Genomic DNA, 22,524 nt, shown 5'->3' on the forward strand with positions numbered 1-22,524 from the left:
ATGACTGCCATCCAAACTGAAACGTCCGCTGTTTCTTCCGAGACCACCGTGGAACACGTGTTGACCCTCGACTGTCCGGAGGGGCCCGGAATCGTCCACGCCGTGTCCGGCTTCCTGCTGGAACACGGCTGCGACATCATCGACAACAAGCAGTTCGGCGATCGCGCCGAGGCGCACTTCTTCATGCGCGTGCATTTCGCGTCCGACGGCGATGCCTCCACGCTTGATGCGCTGCGGGAGGCTTTCGCCCCGGTCGGCGAGAAGTACGCCATGAACTGGCAGCTGGAGCGTCAGGGGTCCAAGCGCAAGGTGCTGATCATGGTCTCGAAGTTCGGGCACTGCCTGAACGACCTCCTGTTCCGTGCCCGGATTGGTGAGCTCCCGATCGATGTGGTGGGCGTCGTCTCCAACCACACCGATCACCAGGGCATTGTGGAGTGGCACGGGATTCCGTTCTTCCATGTGCCAGTCACGGCCGCCACCAAGCCGGCGGCCGAGGCGCGTTTGCTGGAACTCATCGACGAACTCGACGTGGAACTCATTGTGCTGGCGCGCTACATGCAGGTGCTCAGCGATGACCTTGCCCGGAAGCTCGACGGCCGGGCAATCAACATCCACCACTCGTTCCTGCCGAGCTTCAAGGGCGCCAAGCCGTACCACCAGGCATACGCGCGCGGCGTTAAAACTGTTGGCGCCACCGCCCACTACGTCAATGGCGAGCTGGATGAAGGACCCATCATCGCCCAGCAGGTAGTGGAGGTGGACCACACGTTCGGACCGGACGATCTCGTAGCCGCCGGTCGGGACACCGAATGCAAGGCCCTCAGCAACGCCGTTCGTTGGCACTGCGAGGGGCGGATCATCCTGAATGGGAATAGGACGATTGTGTTGAAGTAGGGCCTTGTTGCGCCGAGATCGCGGGTCCGCTGCACGTTCGCCGTTCCGCAACGGCGAAGTGGTCAGTGGACCCGCGAATTGGCGTTTAAGGAGCTACAGCCGCTCCAACCGGGTAGCCAGATGCAACGCTGCAAGCCGCCCCGATCCCCGGGGATCTCCTCCGCACAGCTCAAAGATCCGCTGAAGACGGTGGTGCAAGGACTGCCGCTCCAGGTGCAATTCCCGGGCGGCCTGGGCCGTGTTGCAGCCCGTATCCAACCAGACAGCCAAGGTCCGCATCAGTTCGGACTTCTTCAGGCGGTCATGCTCGACGACGGCACCCAACTGCCGCTGCACAAACCCCTCGCGGGTGGCCGGGTCCAGGGATTCGCCAGCCAGGAGTTCAACGGCGAGGGTGTCTGCATCCACCACTCCGCGTCCAGTCGTATCGAGGTCGAAGGCTCTCCGTGCTTCAGCCAATGACCACGGCGCTTCACCGACTCCCCTGCCCGATGGCCCCACGGCAACCACCGACCCCGACGGAACATCGAACCCGCGCAGCGCCTCCATCAGCGCGACCCTCGCAACAGCCCCCTCACCCAGCGACGCGAGCGCGATCAGCTCCGCGTTATTGGCATAGCTCGCACTGTGCGGGACGCAGCCGCGGAGCAGCGCGTCAACGGCCGGACGCAGATGTCCCGCGCTGGTGGATCGAATCACGACGGCGGCCACCGCACCATCCACGGGGAAGCCTGACGCCGGTCCAAGCTGTTGCAGCTGCCACTCCTGGCTTCCGGAATTGATGGCCCGCATGAGCTCGATGCCTGCCAGTTCCTTCAATCCCGGAGGCATGCGCTGCAGCAGCGCCAGGCCAAGGATGTCCACGGACCGTTCGCCGGCCACGCGCGCGAGGCCGGCATCGCCGCCGTCGGGCATTTTCACCTCGAGCCGAGCGGCAAGGACGCCCCGCACCGGCACGTCCACCACGGTGACGCTGCCGTCGTCGTCGGACGAAAAGGTGCCGCCGGCCGCCCCGAGCGTGAGGCCCGACGGCGAGACCAGCCTGGCGCTGGCGCCTGTCCTTTCGGCCAACACAGCGAGGAGTTGATCGAGTCCGCCGCCGTGGGCAAGTTCGGCGGCCATGGCATGGCTTGCCTGGTCACCGCGCTGGAGGTGCTCTACGGATTCACTCACCAGCAGCGAATTGATTTCCTGCATCACGCCGACGAACGGGACTACCTGGCGGAGCTCGATGACCGGCAATCCGGCAGCCTCGGCGACCTCCAACATGGCCGCAGGCACTTGGGGCAGGGCCGGACCCGTCTCGAGGGCCAGTGCAGCGACTCCCCGGGCCGCGAGGTCGCGGACATAGTCAGCCTGCCGTTCTGCCGTCACGCCGGCGAGCGCCTGCCCACCGCTGAGGAGCAGTTCGCCGCCGCTGAGGAGCGGAGCGATGTCCAGGACCTCGCTGGAGTGCACCCATCGGACAGGCCGGGACAGCGCCTCCGGCACGTCATTGAGCAGCTTCGGTTCGGCAGATCTGAGGCTTTGGTACTCCAGAGCCGCGCCCAGCAGAATCGGCATGACACTCCGTACGGTTTGGGGTGATTTGTTTCGACACATCGTATCTTGTTGCTGTGATGTGGCGCACATACGCTGAAAGGGTCCCTTTCACACACGGAGGCTCTCCCCATGCAAGACAACCTCTCCCCTTCGCCTTCACCTTCAGCGCAGTCAGGGCCAGCAACGGCGCCGGCCCATGACAGCGAAGCCTGGCTCCAACCCATCCCCGAATCAGACCGCACCCGCAAGGTTTCCGGACAGTTCTGGATCTGGGCCGGCGCCAACCTCGCTCCTATCAACTGGGTGCTGGGTGCACTGGGCATCCATCTGGGCCTCGGCTTCGCAGACACCGTGATAGTCCTGGTCCTGGGAAACCTGATCGGCATGCTCTTATTCGGATGCTTCGTCCTCCTTGGACAAAAGACCGGCGCCACAGGAATGGTTCTGGCCCGGGCGGCTTTTGGCCGTCGTGGCAACTACCTGCCGGCCGCGATCCAGGCACTTCTGGTCATCGGGTGGTGCGCCGTCAACACCTGGATCATCCTGGACCTGGTCATGGCGCTCTTCGGAACCCTCGGCTGGGTGGATCCCAACGCACAGAACTACGCTTGGAAGATCGGCGTCGCCACGGCCATCATGGCCGCGCAGGTCGCCATCGCCTGGTTCGGCTACAAAGCCATCGCGGCTTTTGAGAAGTGGACGGTTCCGCCCACCATCATCATCCTGGCCGTGATGTCCGCCGTGGCCTGGTTCGGCATGAAGATCGACTGGGGCTACGCAGGACCGGCCGGCAACATCCTCGAAGGCTCAGAGCGGATCGCCGCCATGAGCGCAGTCATGACCGCCATCGGTATCGGCTGGGGCATCACCTGGTTCACCTACGCCGCCGACTACTCCCGCTTCGTCAGCACCTCGGTTCCCAAGCGCAAGCTCTACCTGGCCTCGGTCCTCGGCCAGTTCATCCCCGTCGTCTGGCTGGGCATCCTCGGCGCAAGCTTGGCCACCAACAGCGGCGAGATCGATCCCGGCAAGCTGATTGTCCAAAACTTCGGAGTTCTTGCCCTCCCCGTACTGCTCATGGTGCTGCACGGCCCCATCGCTACCAACATCCTGAACATCTACACCTTCTCCGTTGCCACCCAGGCCTTGGACATCAACATCAGCCGCCGCAAGCTGAACTTGTTCGTGGGCGTCTTCTCGCTCATCGCCGTCGTGTTCTTCATCTTCCAGGAGGACTTCGCAGCAGTGCTCGACGCCTGGCTGATTGGCCTGGTCGCCTGGGTTGCTGCTTGGGGCGGAGTCATGCTGGTGCACTACTTCTGGCTTGAGAAACGCTGGCCGGCGAAGGTGGATCGGCTCTTCGACGGCGTCGGCACCCACCGGCTTCCCGTCATCAATTGGGCCGGAATCGTATCCCTCCTGGTGGGCATCTTCTCCACGTGGCTGTTCATGTACGGCCTGGTTCCCGCCATGCAGGGCCCCATCGCCGTCGCCTTGGGCGGTTGGGACCTTTCGTGGCTGGCCGGCGGGCTCACCAGCGCCGCTGCCTACGCGATCCTGGGCCCCCGCGCACACAAAAAGTACCTCCTCGCGGACTCGAACCACGTATCAGTGACACAGCCAGCCGCACCTTCAGTTTCCGAAAGGACCACAGCATGAACCAGCCCGCCTTCGCTGATGCGCTCCACCCGATCATGTGGCCCGAGGGCTTCCAGGCCGCAGCGTCCTTCACCTTCGACGTCGATGCCGAGTCCTGCACCATCGCCCATGACCCCTCCAGCACGCGGCGCATGTCCCTCATGAGCCACCAGTCCTATGGGCCAAAGATAGCTGTTCCCCGATTGCTGCAGATCCTGGATCGACAGGAGATCCAAGGTACGTTCTTCATCCCGGGGTTCACGGCAGAGAGCTACCCTGACGTCGTTCGCAGGATCGCTGATGCCGGGCACGAAATCGCCCATCACGGCTATCTGCACGAACCAATGCAGGGCATTGATGCCGCCACCGAAGCCAGCTACCTGGATCGCGGCCTCGAGGCACTCGCCAACGTGGCCGGCATCCGTCCGGTGGGCTACCGGGCACCTTGGTGGGAGTTGAACTGGCAATCACCGGCCCTGCTCGCGGACCGTGGCTTCCTCTACGATTCAAGCCTGCTCGACGGCGACGCCCCCTACCGGATGGCCGTCGCCGAGGACGACCCGCGGGACATCGTGGAAATCCCCGTGGATTGGGCACTGGACGACTGGGAGCAATACGGTTTCTACCCCGGAGTCACGGGCAGTGGCGTCATTGAGAGCCCGGCCAAGGCACTTGAGATGTGGACCTTGGAGGCCGAGGCCCACCACACCCAGGGCAGCTGCTTCGTCCTCACCAACCACCCGTTCATCTCCGGCCGGCCATCCCGCGCCGTGGCCTTGGAACAGCTGATCGAACGGGTCAAGGGCCTGGACGGCATGTGGGTCACCACCTTGGCCGAGATTGCCCGGCACACCAAGGACACAATCCGGGAAGTCCACTCGCACGCCCGGGTCGATATCCCACTGTTCCCGGGCGCGGGAGCAACGTTCCGCGCAGCGGAAGTCAAGGTGCCCACCGGAGCGCCCACCGGAGCGCCCACCGGAGCGCCCGCCGGAGCGCCCGCCCTCCGCTAAAAACATCGCCGAGTTGGCAAAAGATGACAATGTTGAAGCTTGGAACTGTCACCTAATGCCAACTCGGCGGGGGTTTTAACCGTTGACGGCGTTGATCCACACTCCGATGATCCACGTGCTCGCGGCTGCGCATGCGAGACCGAACTCCACCAGGATGCCGATACCCGTGGCCTTGAGCGCGGCACCACTTGAACGGACGGCCGTCCGGAAATCACGCGTCCGCTGAACTTCGCTCAGGAGAAGCCCAACGGCGAAGCCCACAAAGAGGCCCACCACCGGAATAACGAACATTCCCACGACGCCCAGGACGACGCCGATCAGCACCGACCTGTTGGGAATGCCGTGCTGTTTCAGCTTGCGTCCGGTCAGCACCGCACTGGCGGCCATTCCAGCCACCACAAACACCATTCCGACGGCGAAGATTACCCAGCCCAGCGGTCCTGCGCCTCCCCAGATAGCCCACGCCAGCAGGCTCGCGCCGATGAGGATACTGCCCGGAAGCACGGGAATGATGGTTCCGGCCACGCCGACTGCGATGGCCAGGCCGCACAGGATGGTCACGATAAGTTCGGCATTCATGGCCCAAGTCTATGGGCCGCTAATCCATGCGCCTTTAACGACGACGACGGCGACGCTCCCCGCCCGGGAAGCGTCGCCGTCGTCGGTCTTGCGTAGGTAACCGCTACTCGGTGACTGCGGCCGCAACAGCCGCGGTGACCGCCGGTGCCACACGGGCATCCAGCGGGCTCGGCACGATGTAGTCCGCCGAGAGGTCTTCCGCCGCCAACTCAGCGATGGCGTTGGCGGCAGCGATCTTCATGGCGGGTGTGATGCGGCGGGCGCCGGCATCGAGGGCGCCGCGGAAGATGCCCGGGAAGGCCAGGACGTTGTTGATCTGGTTGGGGAAATCGCTGCGGCCTGTGGCAACTACGGCTGCGTACTGCTGGGCGACCTCGGGAAGGACTTCCGGGTCCGGGTTGGACAAAGCGAACACGATCGACTGGTGGTTCATGAGCTTCAAGTGCTCTTCGTCCAGCTTGGAGGAAGAGACGCCGACGAAGACATCGGCGCCCGTGAGTGCCTCGCCCGGGCCGCCGGTGATGCCGCGGGGGTTGGTGCGCTGGGCGATGCGGGCCTTGACGGAGCCGGAGTCGGCAACGAGGTCGGCACGGTTGGCATCCACAACACCCTTGGAATCGAGCAGGACGACGTCCTTGATGCCTACCGCCAGGAGGATCTCGGCGATGGCGATGCCTGCGGCGCCGGCGCCGGAGACCACAACCTTCAGGCCGGCGAGTTCGCGCTGGGTCACCTTGGCGGCGTTGGTCAGCGCGGCGAGGACCACGACGGCGGTTCCGTGCTGGTCGTCGTGCATAACGGGGCAATCAAGGGCTTCGATGAGGCGCTCTTCGAGTTCGAAGCAGCGCGGGGCCGAGATGTCTTCGAGGTTCACGGCGCCGAAGCTGGGGCGGAGGCGGACCAGGGTCTCAATGATCTCGTCAACATCGGTGGTGTTGAGAACCAAGGGGATGGAGTCGAGGTCGCCGAAGGACTTGAAGAGAGCGGATTTGCCCTCCATGACGGGCAGTGAGGCGCTCGGCCCGATGTTGCCAAGGCCCAGGACGGCGGTGCCGTCGCTGACCACAACAACCAGGCGCTCGGCCCAGGTGTGCGTGCGGGCGAGCTCGGGGTTGGCGTGGATGGCGCGGCTGACCTGGGCAACGCCCGGTGTGTACGCGATGGAGAGGTCACGCTTGTTGTTCAGTGGAACGGTGCTGGAGATGGTCAGCTTACCGCCCTCGTGTGCGGCGAAGATCTCTTCTTCGCTCAGTACCAGGGCGTCATTGTCAGTGGCAATTGTCTCGATGGACACGTCTTTGTCTCCTCAGGCTAGCCGTGGACCCACGGCATGATTCGGGCAGGAACAGAACTGCTGGTGCGGGCCAAGGGTGGCTGGCCCGGCGTTGCTTCTGCAGGTAGGGGGCTGCTAGCCGCTTCGGTGTTTCCAGCCTAGGGAAGCGTCGGGGGTACAAGATTCAATACCAAGAGAGACGATTCGAGAGTAAAACGTTCAACCCGCGCTTAATGTGATCCAGGTCATGAGAAAAACCGTGTTCTGAGATCACTCCGGTCTAGACCACCGGTCAAAAACCGTCACTCTCCAGTCAAAAGCGTGCAGGCTTTCTTCAGATCCTTCTCGGCTTCAAAGAGGGACAGCCTGCGGCACCGAACTGCTTGGACCAATCCGCTGACCAGGTGCAGCAAGATTCGGGCCCTGACGGTGTCATTGCCATTGTCCTTGCTCAGCGAACCGACCACTTCTTCTGACAGGGCATCGATCTCGCGGAGCAACTGCGCCGAATCGTCATCCTTACCCGCGGGCCGGATCAGGCAGTGCTCCACACCCGGTTGCATGACCCGGAGGTGGAAGATCTCCATCATCAATCCCGCGAGCGCATGCCCCTTGCCCTCGCGCCGGCGAACGCCGTCCCGGAGCTCCCGCAATTGCTGCCTGTAGACGGCCAGCATCAGGTGGGCCGTGGAAGGGAAGTAACGGTACAGCGTGCCCAGCGGAACATCAGCGCGGGCCGCAACGTCGGAAAGGCTCAAGGTATCGAACTGCCGCTGCGCGAACCCGGCCGCCGTCTTCAGGATGCGGGCATAGCGCAGCTGCTGTCGCGGCGTGGTGGGCGCGGCAGCCATACGGGGCAACCCCGTGGTCAGGTCAAGGGAGTACGGTTCCAGTGAGTTTGATACGGGCATTTCCGGCGATCTCTTGGCAGGCTGACAAGGAAGCGGCCGGCTGGAGTTCAAGACCCGCGGCTGGCCGATCGCATCAATGATACGGGAGCTAAATGACCGTTTCCTGAGAACTCTCCCGCCCTGAAGGGTTCATGCCGTTCCCGGTTATTGCGCTGACCCGCACATACACTGCAGGAAGGTTAAGGGGCGGTCTACGGGAGGAACACATGCGGACATTACGATGCCGGATGGCAGCAACGCTGCTGACCGCCACTGTGGCGGCCATGGCATTTAGCCCCCTGCCGGCGTCGGCCGCAATAAGCAGCGGACCCGACCCCATACTCAACGGTGAAGCGTTCGTCGGCCAGACACTAACCGCAGACATCGGCCCATACACCTTCTACGGATGCGGCGGCGGGAAGGGGCCGGACTTCACCGTCTACTGGACCCGGGATGGTTTCCTGGTGGCAGGCGAGACAGCGCGGAGCTATGCATTGCAACCCGACGACACCGGAGCCCGGATGGCCGTCCACGTCACTGCCAGCAAAACCGCTTGCGGCGGAGAATCGCTGCACAGCGACGAAAGCAAGCCCGTGGGAGCCGCGAACCGCGCAGCCGGCTTCACAGGCCGCAGCTTCGAACTCCTTGCCCGCGCCAATGACGGCGCCCTGCAGCTGTACGGCCGCAAGGGCAACGCCTGGGAGGCCGCCCGGACCGTGGGGTGGGGCTGGAACATCTTCAACACCGTTCTCTCCCCGGGAGACTTCAACGGCGATGGCAAGGGCGATGTGATCGCGCGGGACGCGTCAGGAACCTTGTACCTCTATGCGGGTGATGGAACCGGCGGATGGAAACCGGCCCAGACCATCGGCAAGGGCTGGAACATCTTCGACTCCATCGTCAGCCCCGGGGACTTCAACGGCGACGGCCACAACGACATCCTTGCCCGCGAACCAAACGGCGCCCTTTACCTGTACCCGGGGAATGGTTCCGGTGGCTGGTTGGCGCGGACCGCCGTCGGGCAAGGCTGGCAAGTGATGGACGCTCTACTGACGCCGGGCGACTTCAACGGCGACGGCAAGGTGGACGTGCTCGCGCGCGACCGCAGCGGATACCTGTACTTCTACGGCGGCAACGGGGCAGGCGGATGGACACGCTCGTGGCTGATCGGCGTCGGATGGAACGCGCTGAAGGCGGCCGGCGGGGCCGGCGACTTCGACAATGACGGTTTCAATGACGTGTACGGCGTCGATCAGCAGGGCCGCCTGGTGATCTACTACGGCAACGGCCGCACCGGATGGCGCGGCTCCGAGGTCGCGGGAAACGGCTGGGGCGGTTTCACGGCGATCTTCTAGAGGAATCCCCATCGCGGTAGAATTAGCCGCATAAAGTCTGGGGAGGACATCATGAACGCACCAACACGCCCTACGTCAGGTGTGCGCCGAATGGTGGCTGGGATAGCCGCGGCCGTCGTTGCCGCCATAGCTTCCGCACCCGCGCCCGCCATGGCCACCATGGATCCCTCGAATCCAGTGATTCACGGTGCGCCGTTTGTAGGCTCTACGCTCACCCTTGAAATCGATCCTGCCTCCTACCGTGGCTGCGGCGCGGCCGCCGGCCCGGACTACAGCATCTACTGGACCCGCGACGGCGTTCGAGCCCAAGACCACTGGGCCTGGTGGACCTACACGCTCGATGAATCAGATCGTGGCAAGACCATCGCCGCCCACGTCGTAGCCAGCCAGAACGGGTGCGATCCGCAGGAAGTCTCCAGCGAGGAGACCGCGCCGATCTCCGCGTCCAACCGGGCCAACGGCTTCACCGGTCGGGGCGCCTATGAGATGCTGGCCCGCCGCGCCGACGGCACCCTCATGATGTATCCCCGCGTCAGCAACGCCTGGGAATCTCCCCGCACCGTTGGACCGGGCTGGAACGCCTTCGGAACCGTGGTCTCCCCCGGTGATTTCAACGGCGACGGCGCCAACGACATCCTCGCCAAGGATTCGGCAGGAAACCTCTTCCTCTACGCAGGAACAGGTGACGGCGGCTTCTTGGCCGGACGCCAAGTGGGCAGCGGATGGAATGCCTTCAACTCCATCGTGTCCCCGGGCGACTTCAACGGCGACGGCCACAACGACATTCTCGCCCGCGACTCCGGCGGCCTCCTCTACCTCTACCCCGGCAACGGTGACGGCGGCTGGCTGACCCGGTCCGTTGTGGGCAGCGGCTGGAATGTGGTCAACAGGATCATCACCCCCGGCGACTTCGATGGCGACAACAACGTGGACGTCCTCGCCCGCGACACCGCCGGCGCCCTGCGCCTCTACAAGGGCAATGGGGCTGGAGGCTGGGCCGGAATGGCCGTCGTCGGACAGGGCTGGGGTGGAATGACCACTATCGGCGCGGCCGGCGACATCGACGGCAACGGAAATGCGGACGTTTACGCAGTGGACGGATCCGGCCAGTTGCTTGCCTATTATGGCGACGGCGACGGCGGCTGGAATGGCGCCGGAGCCATCGGCTGGGGCTGGGGCGGGTTCAACGCAGTCTTCTAGGGTTTGGGGGGAAACAATGGCGGCAATTTTTGCACTGCGCCCGGCACCGATGACCGGTTTGCGCATCCTCATGGCAGCCCTGCTGTGCGTTGCCCTCGCCATCATGGTCCCCGCGCCGCGCGCTTCAGCGGCGGGCGCCAGCGTTCCCATCCCCACGGTCGTGACCCGGACATCGCCGGCAACCGTGGTCCCGGGAAATACCATCTCGTTGTCCTTCACCCTGAGCGGCCCCGCCCAGGAAGTGGGCTTCACCTACGTCAACGAGGACACCCTTGAGCAGGCCACCCTGTACGGGCCCACCAGCCAAGCGCCCGGGCCGTACAGTGCGCAAGCCAAAGTTCCGGTGAACGGAAGCGCATTCAAGCGAACAGGCCGATACAAGCTCCTCAGCGTCAGCGTTGTGCTTGTTTCCGGACAAGGCTCCGTGCGCTACGGCCGCGACGGTAACGTCACGTTCCTCAGCCCGGGCCTTGAAGCACCCACGCAGCGTCCCGGCGCCTTGGACGGCGTCGATTTTGCGGTCAACAACCCCAATTTTCCGTTGGTGGACAATCCCAACAAAAAGGCCCCGGTCATCAGCGGAGTGGCGCGATACGACCAAGTGCTGACCACGGACAACGGCTCATGGACGTACCCACCCACTGGTTTCGCCTACCAATGGCTCCGCAACGGCCAACCGATCACTGGCGGCACGCTCAACAGCTACAGGGTGGTGGAAGCCGACTTGGACCAAACCCTCTCAGTTCGGGTCACTGCCACACGGGCAGGCTACCGGGCCGTGTCTGCATCCTCGCTCCCGCTGACACCCATCTCGCCCATCACAGCGACTGCTCCCACACTCCAAGGCAAGATGACGGTTGGAGAGAAACTCACCGGCGTCTTCGACGAAGCCAGTGTCTCCACGGGCACCGCCGGAGGGCCCGTCAGCGTCAAGTATGAATGGGTGCGGAACGGAACCCCAATCAACGGGGCCAACGCCAAAACCTACACGTTGACCGCGGCCGACCGCGGCGCCGTCGTGGGCTTCCGTGCAGTAGTCCAAGCCGGCAACCCGGCGACAGCAACGCGGCCGTTCACGGCCTTCAGCCGCACCGTGGTGCGGAACAAATCCCACACAGCAGGTTTCGACGCCGGGACCTCCTTGGACCTCTTCGCGCGGAACGCCGCGGCGAACCTTCTTCTCTACCCGACAGACGGCGCCGGCCGCTGGCAAACAGCGAAAACCATCGGCTATGGCTGGGACGTTTTTGACCTGGTGTTCAATGCCGGCGACTTCAACTCGGACGGTTTCAATGACGTCATAGCCCGTGACGACGCCGGTACCTTGTTCCTTTACCCCGGCAACGGGACCGGTGGCTGGCTGCCCCGCAAAGAGATCGGCTGGGGCTGGGACGTTTTCGACTCCGTCATCGCCGCGGGCGACTTCTCAGGAGATGGCAACAACGACCTCCTGGGCCGGACACCCTCAGGTGCGCTGGTGCTCTATCCCGGCAACGGCGTCGGTGGTTTCCGTTCCCCAGGAGCGGTTGGCCAGGGCTGGGACGCCCTCAACCAAGTCTTCTCTCCCGGTGACTTCGATGGCGACGGCAACCCCGACGTCATGGGCCGGGACAGCGCCGGAAACCTCCGACTGTACGGCGGCAACGGCAACGGGGGCTGGACCACGGCGAAGGCCATCGGCACCGGCTGGAACGTCATGTCCCGCATCGGCGGCGCCGGCGATTTCAACGGCGACGGATTCAACGATGTCTGGGCGATCGACGGCTCCAGCCAGCTGAACATGTACTACGGAAATGGCGCGGGCGGCTGGAAAGGCGCAGGCGTCGTTGGTTGGGGCTGGGGCGGGTTCACCGCGGTGTTCTAAGCCGATTTCGGTTGAGTTTGGGATTTGACTTGTCTTTATCCCCAATTTTTGCCAGCAAATTCCCAGACTGTGGTTCGGCCAATGTACTCTCAATTCACTTACACCCGCCGGCCATCTGGGACCGGCCCTAAATTGGGGGAACCATGGGGAGCACTCCTCTGCGCCGTGTGCGCAACTGGCTGGCCGCATTTGCGGGCAGCATCGTTTTGGTCGGAGGGCTGGGTTTCGCCCCGGCAGCGCACGCCGATGACACCTTCGCACCTGTTCCAGTGGCCGTCTCAACGACGCCGGATTCGATTGCTGCGGGAGGACAAGCAACATCCAGGGTTACCGTCCAGGCCTCCGGTCCCATCACTGACGTTTATGTCCTGTTCCGGAACACAGCCACCGGCAAACTCCACACGCAGATGACGCAGGGCTCGTACAGCGCTGCTGACTCGACGTACACGTTCGATGTCTTCTTTGCCCAGGGCACCCCTCCGGGGACCTATCTTGCCCAGTACATGCAGATCCAAACTGCGGCCGGTCAGGAACTCGGATACTGGCGTGATGGTTCGTTGATCCACAACCCAGGCAACCTCCCGGCTTCGGGGACCGCGGCGGTGTCCTTGGAGCCCTTGGATTTCAACTACGTGACTCCCGTGGACATTGATCGTCCGCACACGTCGGGCTTCTACCGTGCTGAGTACTGGGATCCGTACACCATGAGCTTGTTCATCCGTGACTCATGGGGTCGCTTGGGCTTGTTCCCCACCGGTGGCAACGGTACGTGGCAGCAAGCCTACGAGGTCGGCTCGGGATGGAACATCTTTAACACCATATTCTCGGCCGGCGACTTCAACAACGACGGCGAAAATGATGTGATCGCCCGTGACAGCGCCGGATCGCTCTTCCTCTATCCATCCAATGGCGGCGGTGGCTGGCATGCGCGGCAGCAGATCGGCTGGGGTTGGGGAATCTTCAACTCCATCTTTGCCGCTGGCGACTTCAGCGGCGACGGCAACAACGACCTCCTTGCACGCAAATCTTCCGGTGAGCTGGTCCTGTATCCGGGCAATGGACATGGCGGCTTCCTGGCAGCCTCGACAGTCGGATGGGGCTGGGGCGGCATGACGTCCGTCTTCTCTCCCGGGGACTTCAACGGCGATCACAAGCCAGACGTTTTGGCCCGCGACGCCGCTGGAAACCTTCGCTTCTACGGTGGCAACGGCCACGGGGGATGGACTACCAGCGGCGTGATCGGCCAAGGCTGGAACGCGATCACCAAGCTGGGCGGCGCCGGCGATTTCGACGGAGACGGAGCCAATGATGTCTGGGGCATCGACACGTCGGGTCAGATGCGGATGTACTACGGCAACGGCTCAGGCGGCTGGAAGACCTCGGCAGTGGTCGGTTGGGGCTGGGGCGGCTTCAACGCTGTCTTCTAGAAACCTGCGTTACTTCGACCTATAGGCCCCGCCCGATGGATTCGGGCGGGGCCTGCAGTTCCCAACTCATCTACGGCTGCCCGAGGCAGCCTCTTTCCTGGAGGAATCCTTTGGAGACGAGCACTCCTTTGCCTACCGTTGCGCGCAGGCGACGGCGTTTGTTTTCGGTTCTTGCCGCGTCCGTGGTGGCGGGTCTGCTCGTCACCTCGGCGCTGCCTGCGGAGGCGGCTGTTCAAGCCGGTGCGGTACCGGCCCGTTACGTCTACATCAGCGGCACACCCAGGTTGGGCGGCGACCCAACCGTCGGTGGATTACTGAAAGTGGATGTCTCGAATACGTTTGCCCACGTATCGCCCGAGGGTGGGTCCGCGTCGGTTTCCTATTCCTGGACCCGCGACGGCGTGGTGATTCCCGGGGCAGGCGGCCCAACCTATCGCGCAACTTCGGCCGACTTGGGACGTGTCGTCGCGGCATCTGTCACGGTTACGTACGATGCCGATTCTGTAAGCACGATCCAAGCCGCTCACCCGCTTCGGGTAGGAGCAGCTGCCCGTGCCCGCGGATTCAACGGAGACGGCACGCTGGATATCTTCGCCCGTGATTCCTCCGGCCGTTTGTTGCTCTACCCCACGGACGGGCACGGCAACTGGCAGCCAACCCAAGTGATCGGTTGGGGTTGGAACAACTTCAACTTGCTGGTGTCGCCCGGTGACTTCGACGGCGACGACACCGTAGACGTCATGGCACGGGATGCCCAGGGACGGCTCTTCCTGTACCAAGGAAACGGTTCTGGTGGTTGGAAGAAGGCACTCCAAATTGGGCAGGGGTGGCAGGGCTTTGCGGATCTCATCACCCCCGGAGACTTCAACGGAGACGGCTCCAACGACATCCTTGCAAAGGACAACGCAGGCAATCTGGTCCTCTATCCGGGCAACGGTCGCGGTGGTTGGCTTACCCCGCGCAAGATCGGTCAAGGATGGGAACGCCACTATGCCGTCGGTGCCGGACATTTCCTGGGTACGCCAGACCTCGTTGTTCTCACCCGCCCCTTCTGGGGAAACCTGGAGGTGCGAACCACGCACCGAAACGGGTGGTTTGAAGAATATGGCCTGTCTGGTGGTTTTGCCGGCTCCATCGGATGGGGCTGGGAGTCAGTGGCACGAATCGGCGTAGCCGGTGACTTCAACGGCGATGGAAATTCCGACGTCTACGGAATAGACAGCAGCGGCCGGCTCACGATGTACCTGGGCGACACATCGGGTTACTCGCACTACGGCATCGCCGGTTTCCGATGGAAGGGTTCCCCGACCGTCGGCTGGGGCTGGGGTAGTTTCACCGCCGTCTTCTAGGCCTAGTCCACGCTCTTAATCTTGACCACGAACACGGCCCCCAAGAGGCCGATGACTGCGGCGGCTACGTACAACGAGACGTAGCCGCCCCAGTAGGCCACAAATGGGTAGGCGATCAACGGTGCAACCACCTGCGGCAGCGAGTTCGCGATGTTGATGATCCCCAGGTCCCGACCGCGGTCCATGGCGGTGGGCAGGACCTGTGTAATCAGCGCGAAGTCCACGGCAAGGTAGGCTCCGAACCCGATGCCCAGCACTATTGCGCCGGCCAGTCCGCCGATCCACGTGGGCGCAAATGCGAGGATCAGCGACGCCACCGCGATGATGACGGATGACGCTATGACCAGCGGCTTGCGCTTTCCCATCCTGTCGCTCAACCTACCGCCCAGGACGCTGGTGATGATCACCGTGATGGCGTAAAGGCCGGTGAGGATGAGAACGCCGAACTCTGGTTTGATACCTTCGGTTTCCTCCAGGTGCACGGCATCACTGAGGAAGAAGAGCAAATACAGCGTGACCATGTGGTTGCCCGTACTGACCAAGAGCCTGGTCATCCAGGCCCACGCAAAGTCCGGATAGCGTTTGGGCGAGACCCAGAAGCCCTTGAGGAATGTCGCCAGTTGGAACGCGGGACGCTCGCTTGGCGGCAGGGGCTGATCGTCGCTCTTGAAAAGATAAAGCACGACGCCGGCCAGCAGCGCTGCGGCACACACCCAGTACCCAGCGGCGAAGTTACCGGCAACGACGGCGGCGATCACCGCGCCGACGAGAATACCCACCGTCTGCCCCATGGCAGCCAGTCCGCCCACAGTTCCGCGCTGCGGCACCGGAACGCGATCCGGCACAGCGGCAGTGATGGCGGCGTACATGGCGTTGGCTCCGGCCTGCACAAGGCACCACAGCAAAGTCATCACGGCAACATTGGGTGCACCCGCCAGGGCAACCAACGCAACAGCTCCCAGGATGGCACCCATGAGTACCCATGGAACACGGCGGCCGAACCGGGATGTCGTGCGATCACTAAAGGCACCAAACAAGGGGTTCGCGACCATGGAAACGGCAGCGCCACAGCCGGTCACCAATGCCAGGATGGCTTCCTTCTGCCCATCGTCGAAGTGGGCTGCCTGCTGGCCCAACAGCACTTGCAACGGACCGAAGAATGCTGCGTTGATGCCCAGATTAACCAGCACCACGCCGGTGACCCAGATCGGCCGAACACGGGCGACAGGCTCTGCGAGCGCTGTGGTGGTCCCACCGCGGACAACAGCAGGATCCGGCACCGGACCCGGCAAGTCGGACAAGCTCATGGCAGGTTCCCCCTAGATTCATTGTTCGGATTCAGCCTAGCGCGGCGGGACTACACAAAACCGCCGTCCAACCTTTTTCCACATACGCCCAACTGCTGCCGTGCCGTCACGCTGTTACAGGGGCTAGTGTGGCCTCAAACCGACAGAGGAGCAGCACTGTGAGCGAGCACGTGAATACAGCCGATCTCTACGACGAGCGCGGCGAAGAGCTGGAATCCATAGCCGTCCAATTTCAGAATCTCGGTGGCCACTCACACTTCAGTGGCCCGGTCCGCACCATCCGGTGTTTCGAAGATAACGCCTTGGTGAAAACTGTCCTCAGTACTCCTGGTGAAGGCGCCGTGCTTGTCATCGATGGGCAGGGCTCCCTCCGGACCGCACTCATGGGGGACATGATTGCCGAAAGCGCCGTGGCCAACGGCTGGTCCGGCGTGGTGATCAACGGCGCCATCCGGGATCGTGAGGCAATCTCCCGCCTGCCGCTCGGCGTCAAGGCGCTTGGCAGCAACCCCAAGAAGAGCGCCAAGACAGGTGTCGGCGAAGTGGATGTGCAGCTGGTGATTGACCGCGTCCGCATCCAGCCGGGTGTGATGATCTTCTGCGATCCGGACGGCATCCTGGTGGAGCGCTGAACCTACCGGCACGGCCGACTCAATGCCAGGGCCCAAGAAATATTCTCCCCTCGGGAATCAACGGGGCCGTATGATAGTTACTGAAAGCAACTATCCTGCTTAATCCCCTTTTCTGCCATCTCTGGAGAAGATATGTCCAAAACCACGCCCGTCCGGGCCGCCGGAGAGGTCCTGACCCATCGTCAGACCCTCACCGTCATGGTGGGACTCATGCTCGGCATGTTCCTGTCCTCGCTGGACCAGACCATCGTGTCCACGTCCATCTACACCATCGCCAACGACCTCGATGGCCTCTCGCTCCAGGCGTGGGCCACCACCGCGTACCTCATCACGTCAACGGTGAGCACGCCGCTCTACGGAAAGCTCAGCGATATCTTTGGGCGGCGTCCGCTGTACCTCGTTGCCATCGTGATTTTCCTGGCTGGCTCGCTGTACGCGGGGTCGGTCCACTCCATGACCGAACTGGCAATCGCGCGCGGCATCCAGGGCCTTGGTGCCGGCGGTTTGCTGGCACTGGCACTGACCATCATCGGTGACATCGTGGCATTGAAGGACAGGGCCAAGTACCAGGGCTACTTCATGTCGGTCTTCGGCATCTCGTCCGTGCTCGGTCCGGTGATTGGCGGCGCGTTCGCCGGCTCGTCCAACATCCTGGGCTTCGATGGCTGGCGCTGGGTGTTCTTCATCAACCTGCCCATTGGCCTCGCCGCGCTGGTGGTGGTCTTCCTGTATCTTCACCTGCCCGCCCGGCATGTGAAGCAGAAGATTGACTACTGGGGTGCCGCCGCCATTACTTTGGCCATCGTGCCGTTGCTGCTGGTTGCCGAACAGGGCCGCACCTGGGGTTGGGCGTCCGCCGGATCGTGGCTCTGCTACGGACTCGGCGTGATCGGCATCGTCGCGTTCCTGCTCGCCGAGAAGCGCGCCGGTGACTACGCACTGATTCCGTTGCGCCTCTTCAAGAACATGACCTTTGGGTTGTCATCGCTGTTGAACTTCATCATCGGCATCGGCATGTTCGGCGCCATCGCCATGCTGCCCATGTACCTGCAGCTGGTGAAGGGCCTCACCCCCACCGAGGCCGGCCTGATGATGATCACGTTTACTGTGGGCATCCTCTTCGGGTCCATCTCGGCAGGCCGCACCATCTCATCGTCCGGCGTCTACCGGATCTTCCCCATCATGGGCACAGCCATCCTGGCAGCTGCCGCCACTGTCATGGGCCTCGTCCTTGGAGTCGACACCGGGCTATGGGTCCCCGGACTGATTGCGGTGTTCTTCGGCGTCGGCCTGGGCTTCTGCATGCAACCCCTGACACTCGCCATGCAGGTTTCAGTTCCTCCCAAGGACATGGGCGTTGGCACCTCCACGGCTGCGTTCTTCCGCTCCATGGGTGGTGCCGTTGGCACCGCCGTATTCATCTCCATGCTGTTCAGCACAGCGGCGGACAAGATCGCCGATGGCATGAAGACCGCCGCCGCCAGCCCGGATTACCAGGCTGTAATGCGTGACCCCGCTGTAGCTTCGGACCCCGCGAACGCCAAGCTCTTCGACTTCTTTAAGAACGGCGCCAACAACGAGTCCCTGAACGACACCAGCTGGCTCCACACGGCCAACAGCACGCTCACCAGGCCGATCACCGAGGGCTTCGCCCAAGCAATTGACGTGGTCATGCTGACCGCGGCCGGGCTGATGATCATCGCGTTCCTGATCAGCTTCGCGTTGCCGAACAAGAAGCTGACGGATCCCAAGGCCGCGGCCAAGGAATCTGTTCCGGCTCACTAGGTTCAGACCTTGCGAGTTCAGGCTTGCGAGTTCAGGCCTGCGCACTCACTTCACGGTTTAGCAGATACCGGCAGTTAGACACAGAACGGCAGGCAGTCTCCGGACGGCCTGCCGTTCTTGTGCTGTGCAGCGGTATTAGTGAGCGGCCCGAACGAGCCGGTGGGCCTGCTCCACGTCGCCGCGCAGGTCCCGATCGGTCAGGAGCAGCGGAATCCGAGAGCCACGGGCCGTCGTCGTACTTTGTGTTCAATAAGTGGATCCAAAGAAGGGGATTGGCGCTCGAAACCGCCCCCTCGCGGCTCCCAGAGAACGTTCAGCTCACGGCCAGAGCCCATTGGGTTAAGAAAGTGAATGCATGTCACGTCCATCACTTGACTGGAACTTGGCGGATATGACGTGCCACACTGTGTAGCGCGAGTGCACCGGCGTCCCCGTCGGAATTGCCGACGACGTCCCGCACCGCAATCCCACACACCATTCCCCAAGGGAGACCCATGTCCAGTCCCAGCACCGAAGGCGCGCCCCAAGTTTCCCGGAAGGTGATCGGCCTGGCCGTCGCCGGCGCGGTGGGTGGATTCCTTTTCGGCTTTGATTCGTCCGTGGTGAACGGTGCCGTTGATGCCATGGCGGACGAGTTCGTTATGAGCGAGGCCCTCACCGGGTTCGCCGTCGCTGTCGCTTTGCTGGGTTGTGCCGCAGGCGCCTACTTGGCCGGTAAGGTAGCCGACCGTTATGGCCGCATCCCCGCCATGAAGATCGGCGCCCTGCTCTTTCTGGTGAGCGCAGTTGGAACCGGCTTGGCGTTCAGCGTCTGGGATCTGATCTTCTGGCGCTTGGTGGGCGGCCTAGGCATTGGGCTGGCGTCCGTGATTGCCCCCGCCTACATTTCCGAGATCTCCCCGCGGCACGTACGCGGCCGCTTGGCTTCACTCCAGCAACTCGCCATCACCACCGGCATCTTCGCAGCACTGCTTTCGGACGCTGTGCTTGCCAACTCGGCCGGCGGCGCCGACGGCACGTTGTGGTTTGGCATCGAAGCCTGGCGCTGGATGTTTATCGCCTGCGCCGTGCCCGCCGCTGTCTACGGCTGGATCGCCTTCCGCCTGCCGGAGTCGCCGCACTTCCTGGTGCTCAACGGCAAAGAAGACCAAGCCCGCACCATCTTCAACAAGCTGATTCCCGGCGACGATATCGAACGGCACATCCGCGAGATCCGCGAATCCATCCAGCAGGAAAAGCTCTCCACCAAGAAGGGCTCGCTACGCGGTAACCGGTTCGGACTGCTGCCCGTGGTGTGGATCGGCATCATCCTCTCCGTGCTGCAGCAGTTCGTCGGCATCAACGTGATCTTCTACTACTCCACCACCTTGTGGAAGGCCGTCGGATTCCAGGAGAAAGACTCCCTGACAATCTCCGTCGCCACGTCCGTCACCAACATCCTTGTCACGCTCGTGGCTATCGCCTTGGTGGACCGCATTGGCCGCCGGCCCATCCTGCTCACAGGCTCCGTCGGTATGGCAGCGTCGCTTGGTGTCATGGCATTGGCTTTCTCCTCGGCTACGGGTACGGGTTCGGAGATTTCCCTGCCAGGTGCGTGGGGTCCCGTAGCGCTCGTTGCGGCAAACGTGTTCGTGATCAGCTTCGGTGCCTCGTGGGGTCCGCTCGTGTGGGTGCTGCTGGGCGAGATCTTCCCATCCCGAATCCGAGCCCGCGCGCTCGGCCTGGCCGCTGCTGCACAGTGGATCGCAAACTTTGCGATCACACTCAGCTTCCCCATCATGGCCGCTGGTTCGCTGCCGCTGACGTACGCCATGTACGCGGCGTTCGCTGCGGCGTCGTTCTTCTTTGTGATGTTCAAGGTTCCCGAGACGAATGGCATGTCCCTTGAACAGGCCGAGACGCTGTTCGTCCCCAAGGGAGCGCCGGTGGCGCCACTGCCGGTCCCCTCGGACGAATCCAAGTAGTGACACAACGAGCCCCGCGGAATACCGCGGGGCTCGTTTTTTGGTGTATTAGACCAGGTGCGGCTCGTGCGACGATAGGTAGCTGCGGCCGCCGAAGGCGATAAGGATGGCGATCACCATGGCCGCCGCACCGGCGAAGAACGGCACCTGCGGGCCGAAGTGCTCACCAAGCTGGGCTGCCGCGAACGGGGCCAGCGCACCGCCCATCCACCGCACAAAGTTGTAGCCGGCCGACGCGACCGGACGCGGCGAATCGGAGACACCCATGGCCAGTTCGGTGTAAACCGTGTTGTTGATGCCCAGCAGGGCACCTGCCACGATGACGAGCACGACGACGGCAGTCACCGAGTGCCCAGCGGCCAGTCCGAGGCCAATCAAGTCGAGCATGAGGACGCCCAGAGTGCCGGTGAGGACTTTAACGGCGCCAAAGCGCTTCTGGAGTACGGGAGCGACGAACACCGAGAACACGGCTACGGCAACGCCCCAGCCGAAGAACACTCCCCCAATCCCGTACGCATCCATTCCCAGGATGAAGGGGGTGAAGGCCAGGATGGTGAAGAAGCCGTAGTTGTAGAAGAGTGCGCTGGCTGCGGTGGTGCGGAGACCCTTGTGACCAAGCGCAAGGAGCGGATCCCTGAGACGGGACTTCTTTGCGGGAGCAGCTGTTTTGGGTAGCAAAGCCAGCAGGGCAATGAACGCGGCCGCCATGAGGACTGCCGTGCCGAAGAACGGTGCACGCCACTGCCAACCTCCCAGCAAGGCACCGAGCAGTGGGCCGAGCGAGATGCCGAGGCCGAGGGCGGCTTCGTAGAGGATGATGGCGGTGCCAGTTCCGCCACTGGCCACACCAACGATCACAGCCAGGGCAGTTGCGACGAACAATGCATTGCCGAGACCCCACCCTGCACGGAAGCCCACCAACTGTTCGACACTGCCGGAGAGCCCGGACAACGACGCGAAGACCACGATGATCGCCAGACCGATCAACAGCGTCTTCTTTCCACCGATCCTCGAGGACACGAACCCGCTGATCAGCATCGCAACCGCAGTCACCAGGAAGTAACTGGTGAACAGCAACGACACTTCACTGGTGGACGCCTCCAGGTTCTTGGCGATCGCCGGGAGGATCGGGTCCACGAGCCCGATGCCCATGAAGGCGAAAACGGCCGCGAGGGCCGTGGCCCACACCGCCTTGGGCTGTTTGAGCAGTGAAGCCTTTTCGGCCTCAAGGGTGGTTTCGATGGTTGTTTCGGCGCTTGCTGAAGCGTCAGCCAACTGGCGTGACATTCAATTGCTCCTTGTCGGTGCGTTAATTCCTATTTCTGGAATGAGCTGTTGATCTTGCTGATGACGGGAAGTGCCGCGGCTAGCTGCTCGATCTCCTGTTTACTGAGGCCCTGCAGCAGCTCGGCCACCATGGCATTGCGCCGCTGGTTGGCATACTCGACGGCGGCGGTCCCGGCTTGGGTGATGGCCACTTGGACAGCGCGGGAATCGTCGGGGTCAGGCTGGCGGGTCACCAGGCCGACGCGCTCAAGCTTGATGATCTGCTCGGTGGCACTCGGGACTTTGATCCCCAAATTCTTGGCGATGTCTCCCACACGGAGACCACCGTCCGAGATCATGGAGAGCAAGCTCAGCTGCGCGGCAGTAAGGTCACCCTCCGGGTCCAGTCGACGAAACATGTAGACACCCAAACGCAGTGCCTCACGAAATTCCTGCGCGAGGTCGGTGAGACGGGGATCGAAAGTATCGCTCATGTTTAGGTAGCCTAATAGTTAGGTGCCCTAACAGTCAAGCTTTGGACCG

General features: G+C 63.1%; 18 protein-coding genes. 11 read left to right on the top strand and 7 right to left on the bottom strand.

The window, feature by feature from the left end; translation table 11 throughout:
- Positions 1-897 carry a formyltetrahydrofolate deformylase gene (purU, locus tag ACR30Z_RS16895; RefSeq protein WP_144652904.1) on the top strand — a complete coding sequence of 299 codons (897 nt, stop codon included), beginning with the start codon at positions 1-3 and terminating at the stop codon, positions 895-897.
- Between the two features lie 93 nt (positions 898-990).
- Here purU and ACR30Z_RS16900 read toward each other — a convergent pair whose 3' ends face one another.
- Positions 991-2,460: a PucR family transcriptional regulator gene (locus ACR30Z_RS16900; protein ID WP_434373721.1), complete on the bottom strand. Its 1,470-nt coding sequence runs from the start codon at positions 2,458-2,460 to the stop codon at positions 991-993.
- A gap of 108 nt (positions 2,461-2,568) precedes the next feature.
- Between ACR30Z_RS16900 and ACR30Z_RS16905 the strand changes: the two genes are divergently transcribed.
- Together ACR30Z_RS16905 and ACR30Z_RS16910 are read left to right on the top strand one after the other, a co-directional pair.
- A complete protein-coding gene (locus tag ACR30Z_RS16905; protein ID WP_434373722.1) occupies positions 2,569-4,098 on the top strand; it encodes a purine-cytosine permease family protein in 1,530 nt (509 codons plus the stop codon).
- Positions 4,095-5,090, top strand: coding sequence for a polysaccharide deacetylase family protein (locus tag ACR30Z_RS16910; RefSeq protein WP_434373724.1), 996 nt, complete (start codon positions 4,095-4,097; stop codon positions 5,088-5,090). Before ACR30Z_RS16905 ends, ACR30Z_RS16910 begins: the two co-directional genes overlap by 4 nt.
- 75 nt (positions 5,091-5,165) lie before the next feature.
- Here ACR30Z_RS16910 and ACR30Z_RS16915 read toward each other — a convergent pair whose 3' ends face one another.
- The 3 genes from ACR30Z_RS16915 to ACR30Z_RS16925 form a co-directional block, all read right to left on the bottom strand.
- Positions 5,166-5,669 (bottom strand): DUF456 domain-containing protein, encoded by a 504-nt coding sequence (locus tag ACR30Z_RS16915; protein ID WP_014923055.1) that lies wholly within the window; start codon positions 5,667-5,669, stop codon positions 5,166-5,168.
- 103 nt (positions 5,670-5,772) lie between these two features.
- Positions 5,773-6,963, bottom strand: coding sequence for an NAD(P)-dependent malic enzyme (locus tag ACR30Z_RS16920; RefSeq protein WP_144652908.1), 1,191 nt, complete (start codon positions 6,961-6,963; stop codon positions 5,773-5,775).
- Between the two features lie 281 nt (positions 6,964-7,244).
- Complete coding sequence (locus ACR30Z_RS16925) at positions 7,245-7,853, bottom strand: TetR/AcrR family transcriptional regulator (protein ID WP_144652909.1); 609 nt, start codon at positions 7,851-7,853, stop codon at positions 7,245-7,247.
- 227 nt (positions 7,854-8,080) lie between these two features.
- On the opposite strand from ACR30Z_RS16925, the gene ACR30Z_RS16930 reads away from it, so the two are divergent.
- The 5 genes from ACR30Z_RS16930 to ACR30Z_RS16950 all read left to right on the top strand — a co-directional run bounded on the left by ACR30Z_RS16930 (position 8,081) and on the right by ACR30Z_RS16950 (position 15,027).
- Positions 8,081-9,187, top strand: coding sequence for an FG-GAP repeat domain-containing protein (locus ACR30Z_RS16930; protein WP_434373726.1), 1,107 nt, complete (start codon positions 8,081-8,083; stop codon positions 9,185-9,187).
- Between the two features lie 51 nt (positions 9,188-9,238).
- On the top strand, positions 9,239-10,387 hold the full coding sequence (locus ACR30Z_RS16935; RefSeq protein WP_434373727.1) for an FG-GAP repeat domain-containing protein: 1,149 nt from the start codon (positions 9,239-9,241) through the stop codon (positions 10,385-10,387).
- Between the two features lie 16 nt (positions 10,388-10,403).
- Positions 10,404-12,251, top strand: a complete 1,848-nt coding sequence (locus ACR30Z_RS16940; RefSeq protein WP_434373729.1) for an FG-GAP-like repeat-containing protein — start codon at positions 10,404-10,406, stop codon at positions 12,249-12,251.
- Between the two features lie 143 nt (positions 12,252-12,394).
- Positions 12,395-13,678 carry an FG-GAP repeat domain-containing protein gene (locus tag ACR30Z_RS16945; RefSeq protein ID WP_434373731.1) on the top strand — a complete coding sequence of 428 codons (1,284 nt, stop codon included), beginning with the start codon at positions 12,395-12,397 and terminating at the stop codon, positions 13,676-13,678.
- A 158-nt stretch (positions 13,679-13,836) separates the two neighbouring features.
- Positions 13,837-15,027: an FG-GAP-like repeat-containing protein gene (locus tag ACR30Z_RS16950; protein ID WP_434373732.1), complete on the top strand. Its 1,191-nt coding sequence runs from the start codon at positions 13,837-13,839 to the stop codon at positions 15,025-15,027.
- Positions 15,028-15,029: 2 nt separating this feature from the next.
- Here ACR30Z_RS16950 and ACR30Z_RS16955 read toward each other — a convergent pair whose 3' ends face one another.
- Entirely contained in the window at positions 15,030-16,334 is a 1,305-nt protein-coding gene (locus ACR30Z_RS16955; RefSeq protein WP_144652915.1) for an MFS transporter, read from the bottom strand.
- 158 nt (positions 16,335-16,492) lie between these two features.
- Here ACR30Z_RS16955 and rraA point away from each other — a divergent pair, with 158 nt between their 5' ends.
- The 3 genes from rraA (at position 16,493) to ACR30Z_RS16970 (ending at position 20,715) form a co-directional block, all read left to right on the top strand.
- Positions 16,493-16,966, top strand: coding sequence for a ribonuclease E activity regulator RraA (gene rraA, locus ACR30Z_RS16960; RefSeq protein ID WP_144652916.1), 474 nt, complete (start codon positions 16,493-16,495; stop codon positions 16,964-16,966).
- A 132-nt stretch (positions 16,967-17,098) separates the two neighbouring features.
- Positions 17,099-18,751, top strand: a complete 1,653-nt coding sequence (locus ACR30Z_RS16965) for an MDR family MFS transporter (RefSeq protein ID WP_144652917.1) — start codon at positions 17,099-17,101, stop codon at positions 18,749-18,751.
- 494 nt (positions 18,752-19,245) lie between these two features.
- A complete protein-coding gene (locus tag ACR30Z_RS16970) occupies positions 19,246-20,715 on the top strand; it encodes a sugar porter family MFS transporter (protein WP_144652918.1) in 1,470 nt (489 codons plus the stop codon).
- A 48-nt stretch (positions 20,716-20,763) separates the two neighbouring features.
- Here ACR30Z_RS16970 and ACR30Z_RS16975 read toward each other — a convergent pair whose 3' ends face one another.
- Positions 20,764-22,002: an MFS transporter gene (locus tag ACR30Z_RS16975; protein ID WP_144652919.1), complete on the bottom strand. Its 1,239-nt coding sequence runs from the start codon at positions 22,000-22,002 to the stop codon at positions 20,764-20,766.
- Between the two features lie 29 nt (positions 22,003-22,031).
- On the bottom strand, positions 22,032-22,475 hold the full coding sequence (locus ACR30Z_RS16980; RefSeq protein WP_144652920.1) for a MarR family winged helix-turn-helix transcriptional regulator: 444 nt from the start codon (positions 22,473-22,475) through the stop codon (positions 22,032-22,034).
- Between the last annotated feature and the right edge of the window lie 49 nt (positions 22,476-22,524).

The sequence above is a fragment of the Paenarthrobacter sp. FR1 genome (genome assembly GCF_051106045.1).
In the GTDB taxonomy this organism is placed as follows: domain Bacteria; phylum Actinomycetota; class Actinomycetes; order Actinomycetales; family Micrococcaceae; genus Arthrobacter; species Arthrobacter nitroguajacolicus_A.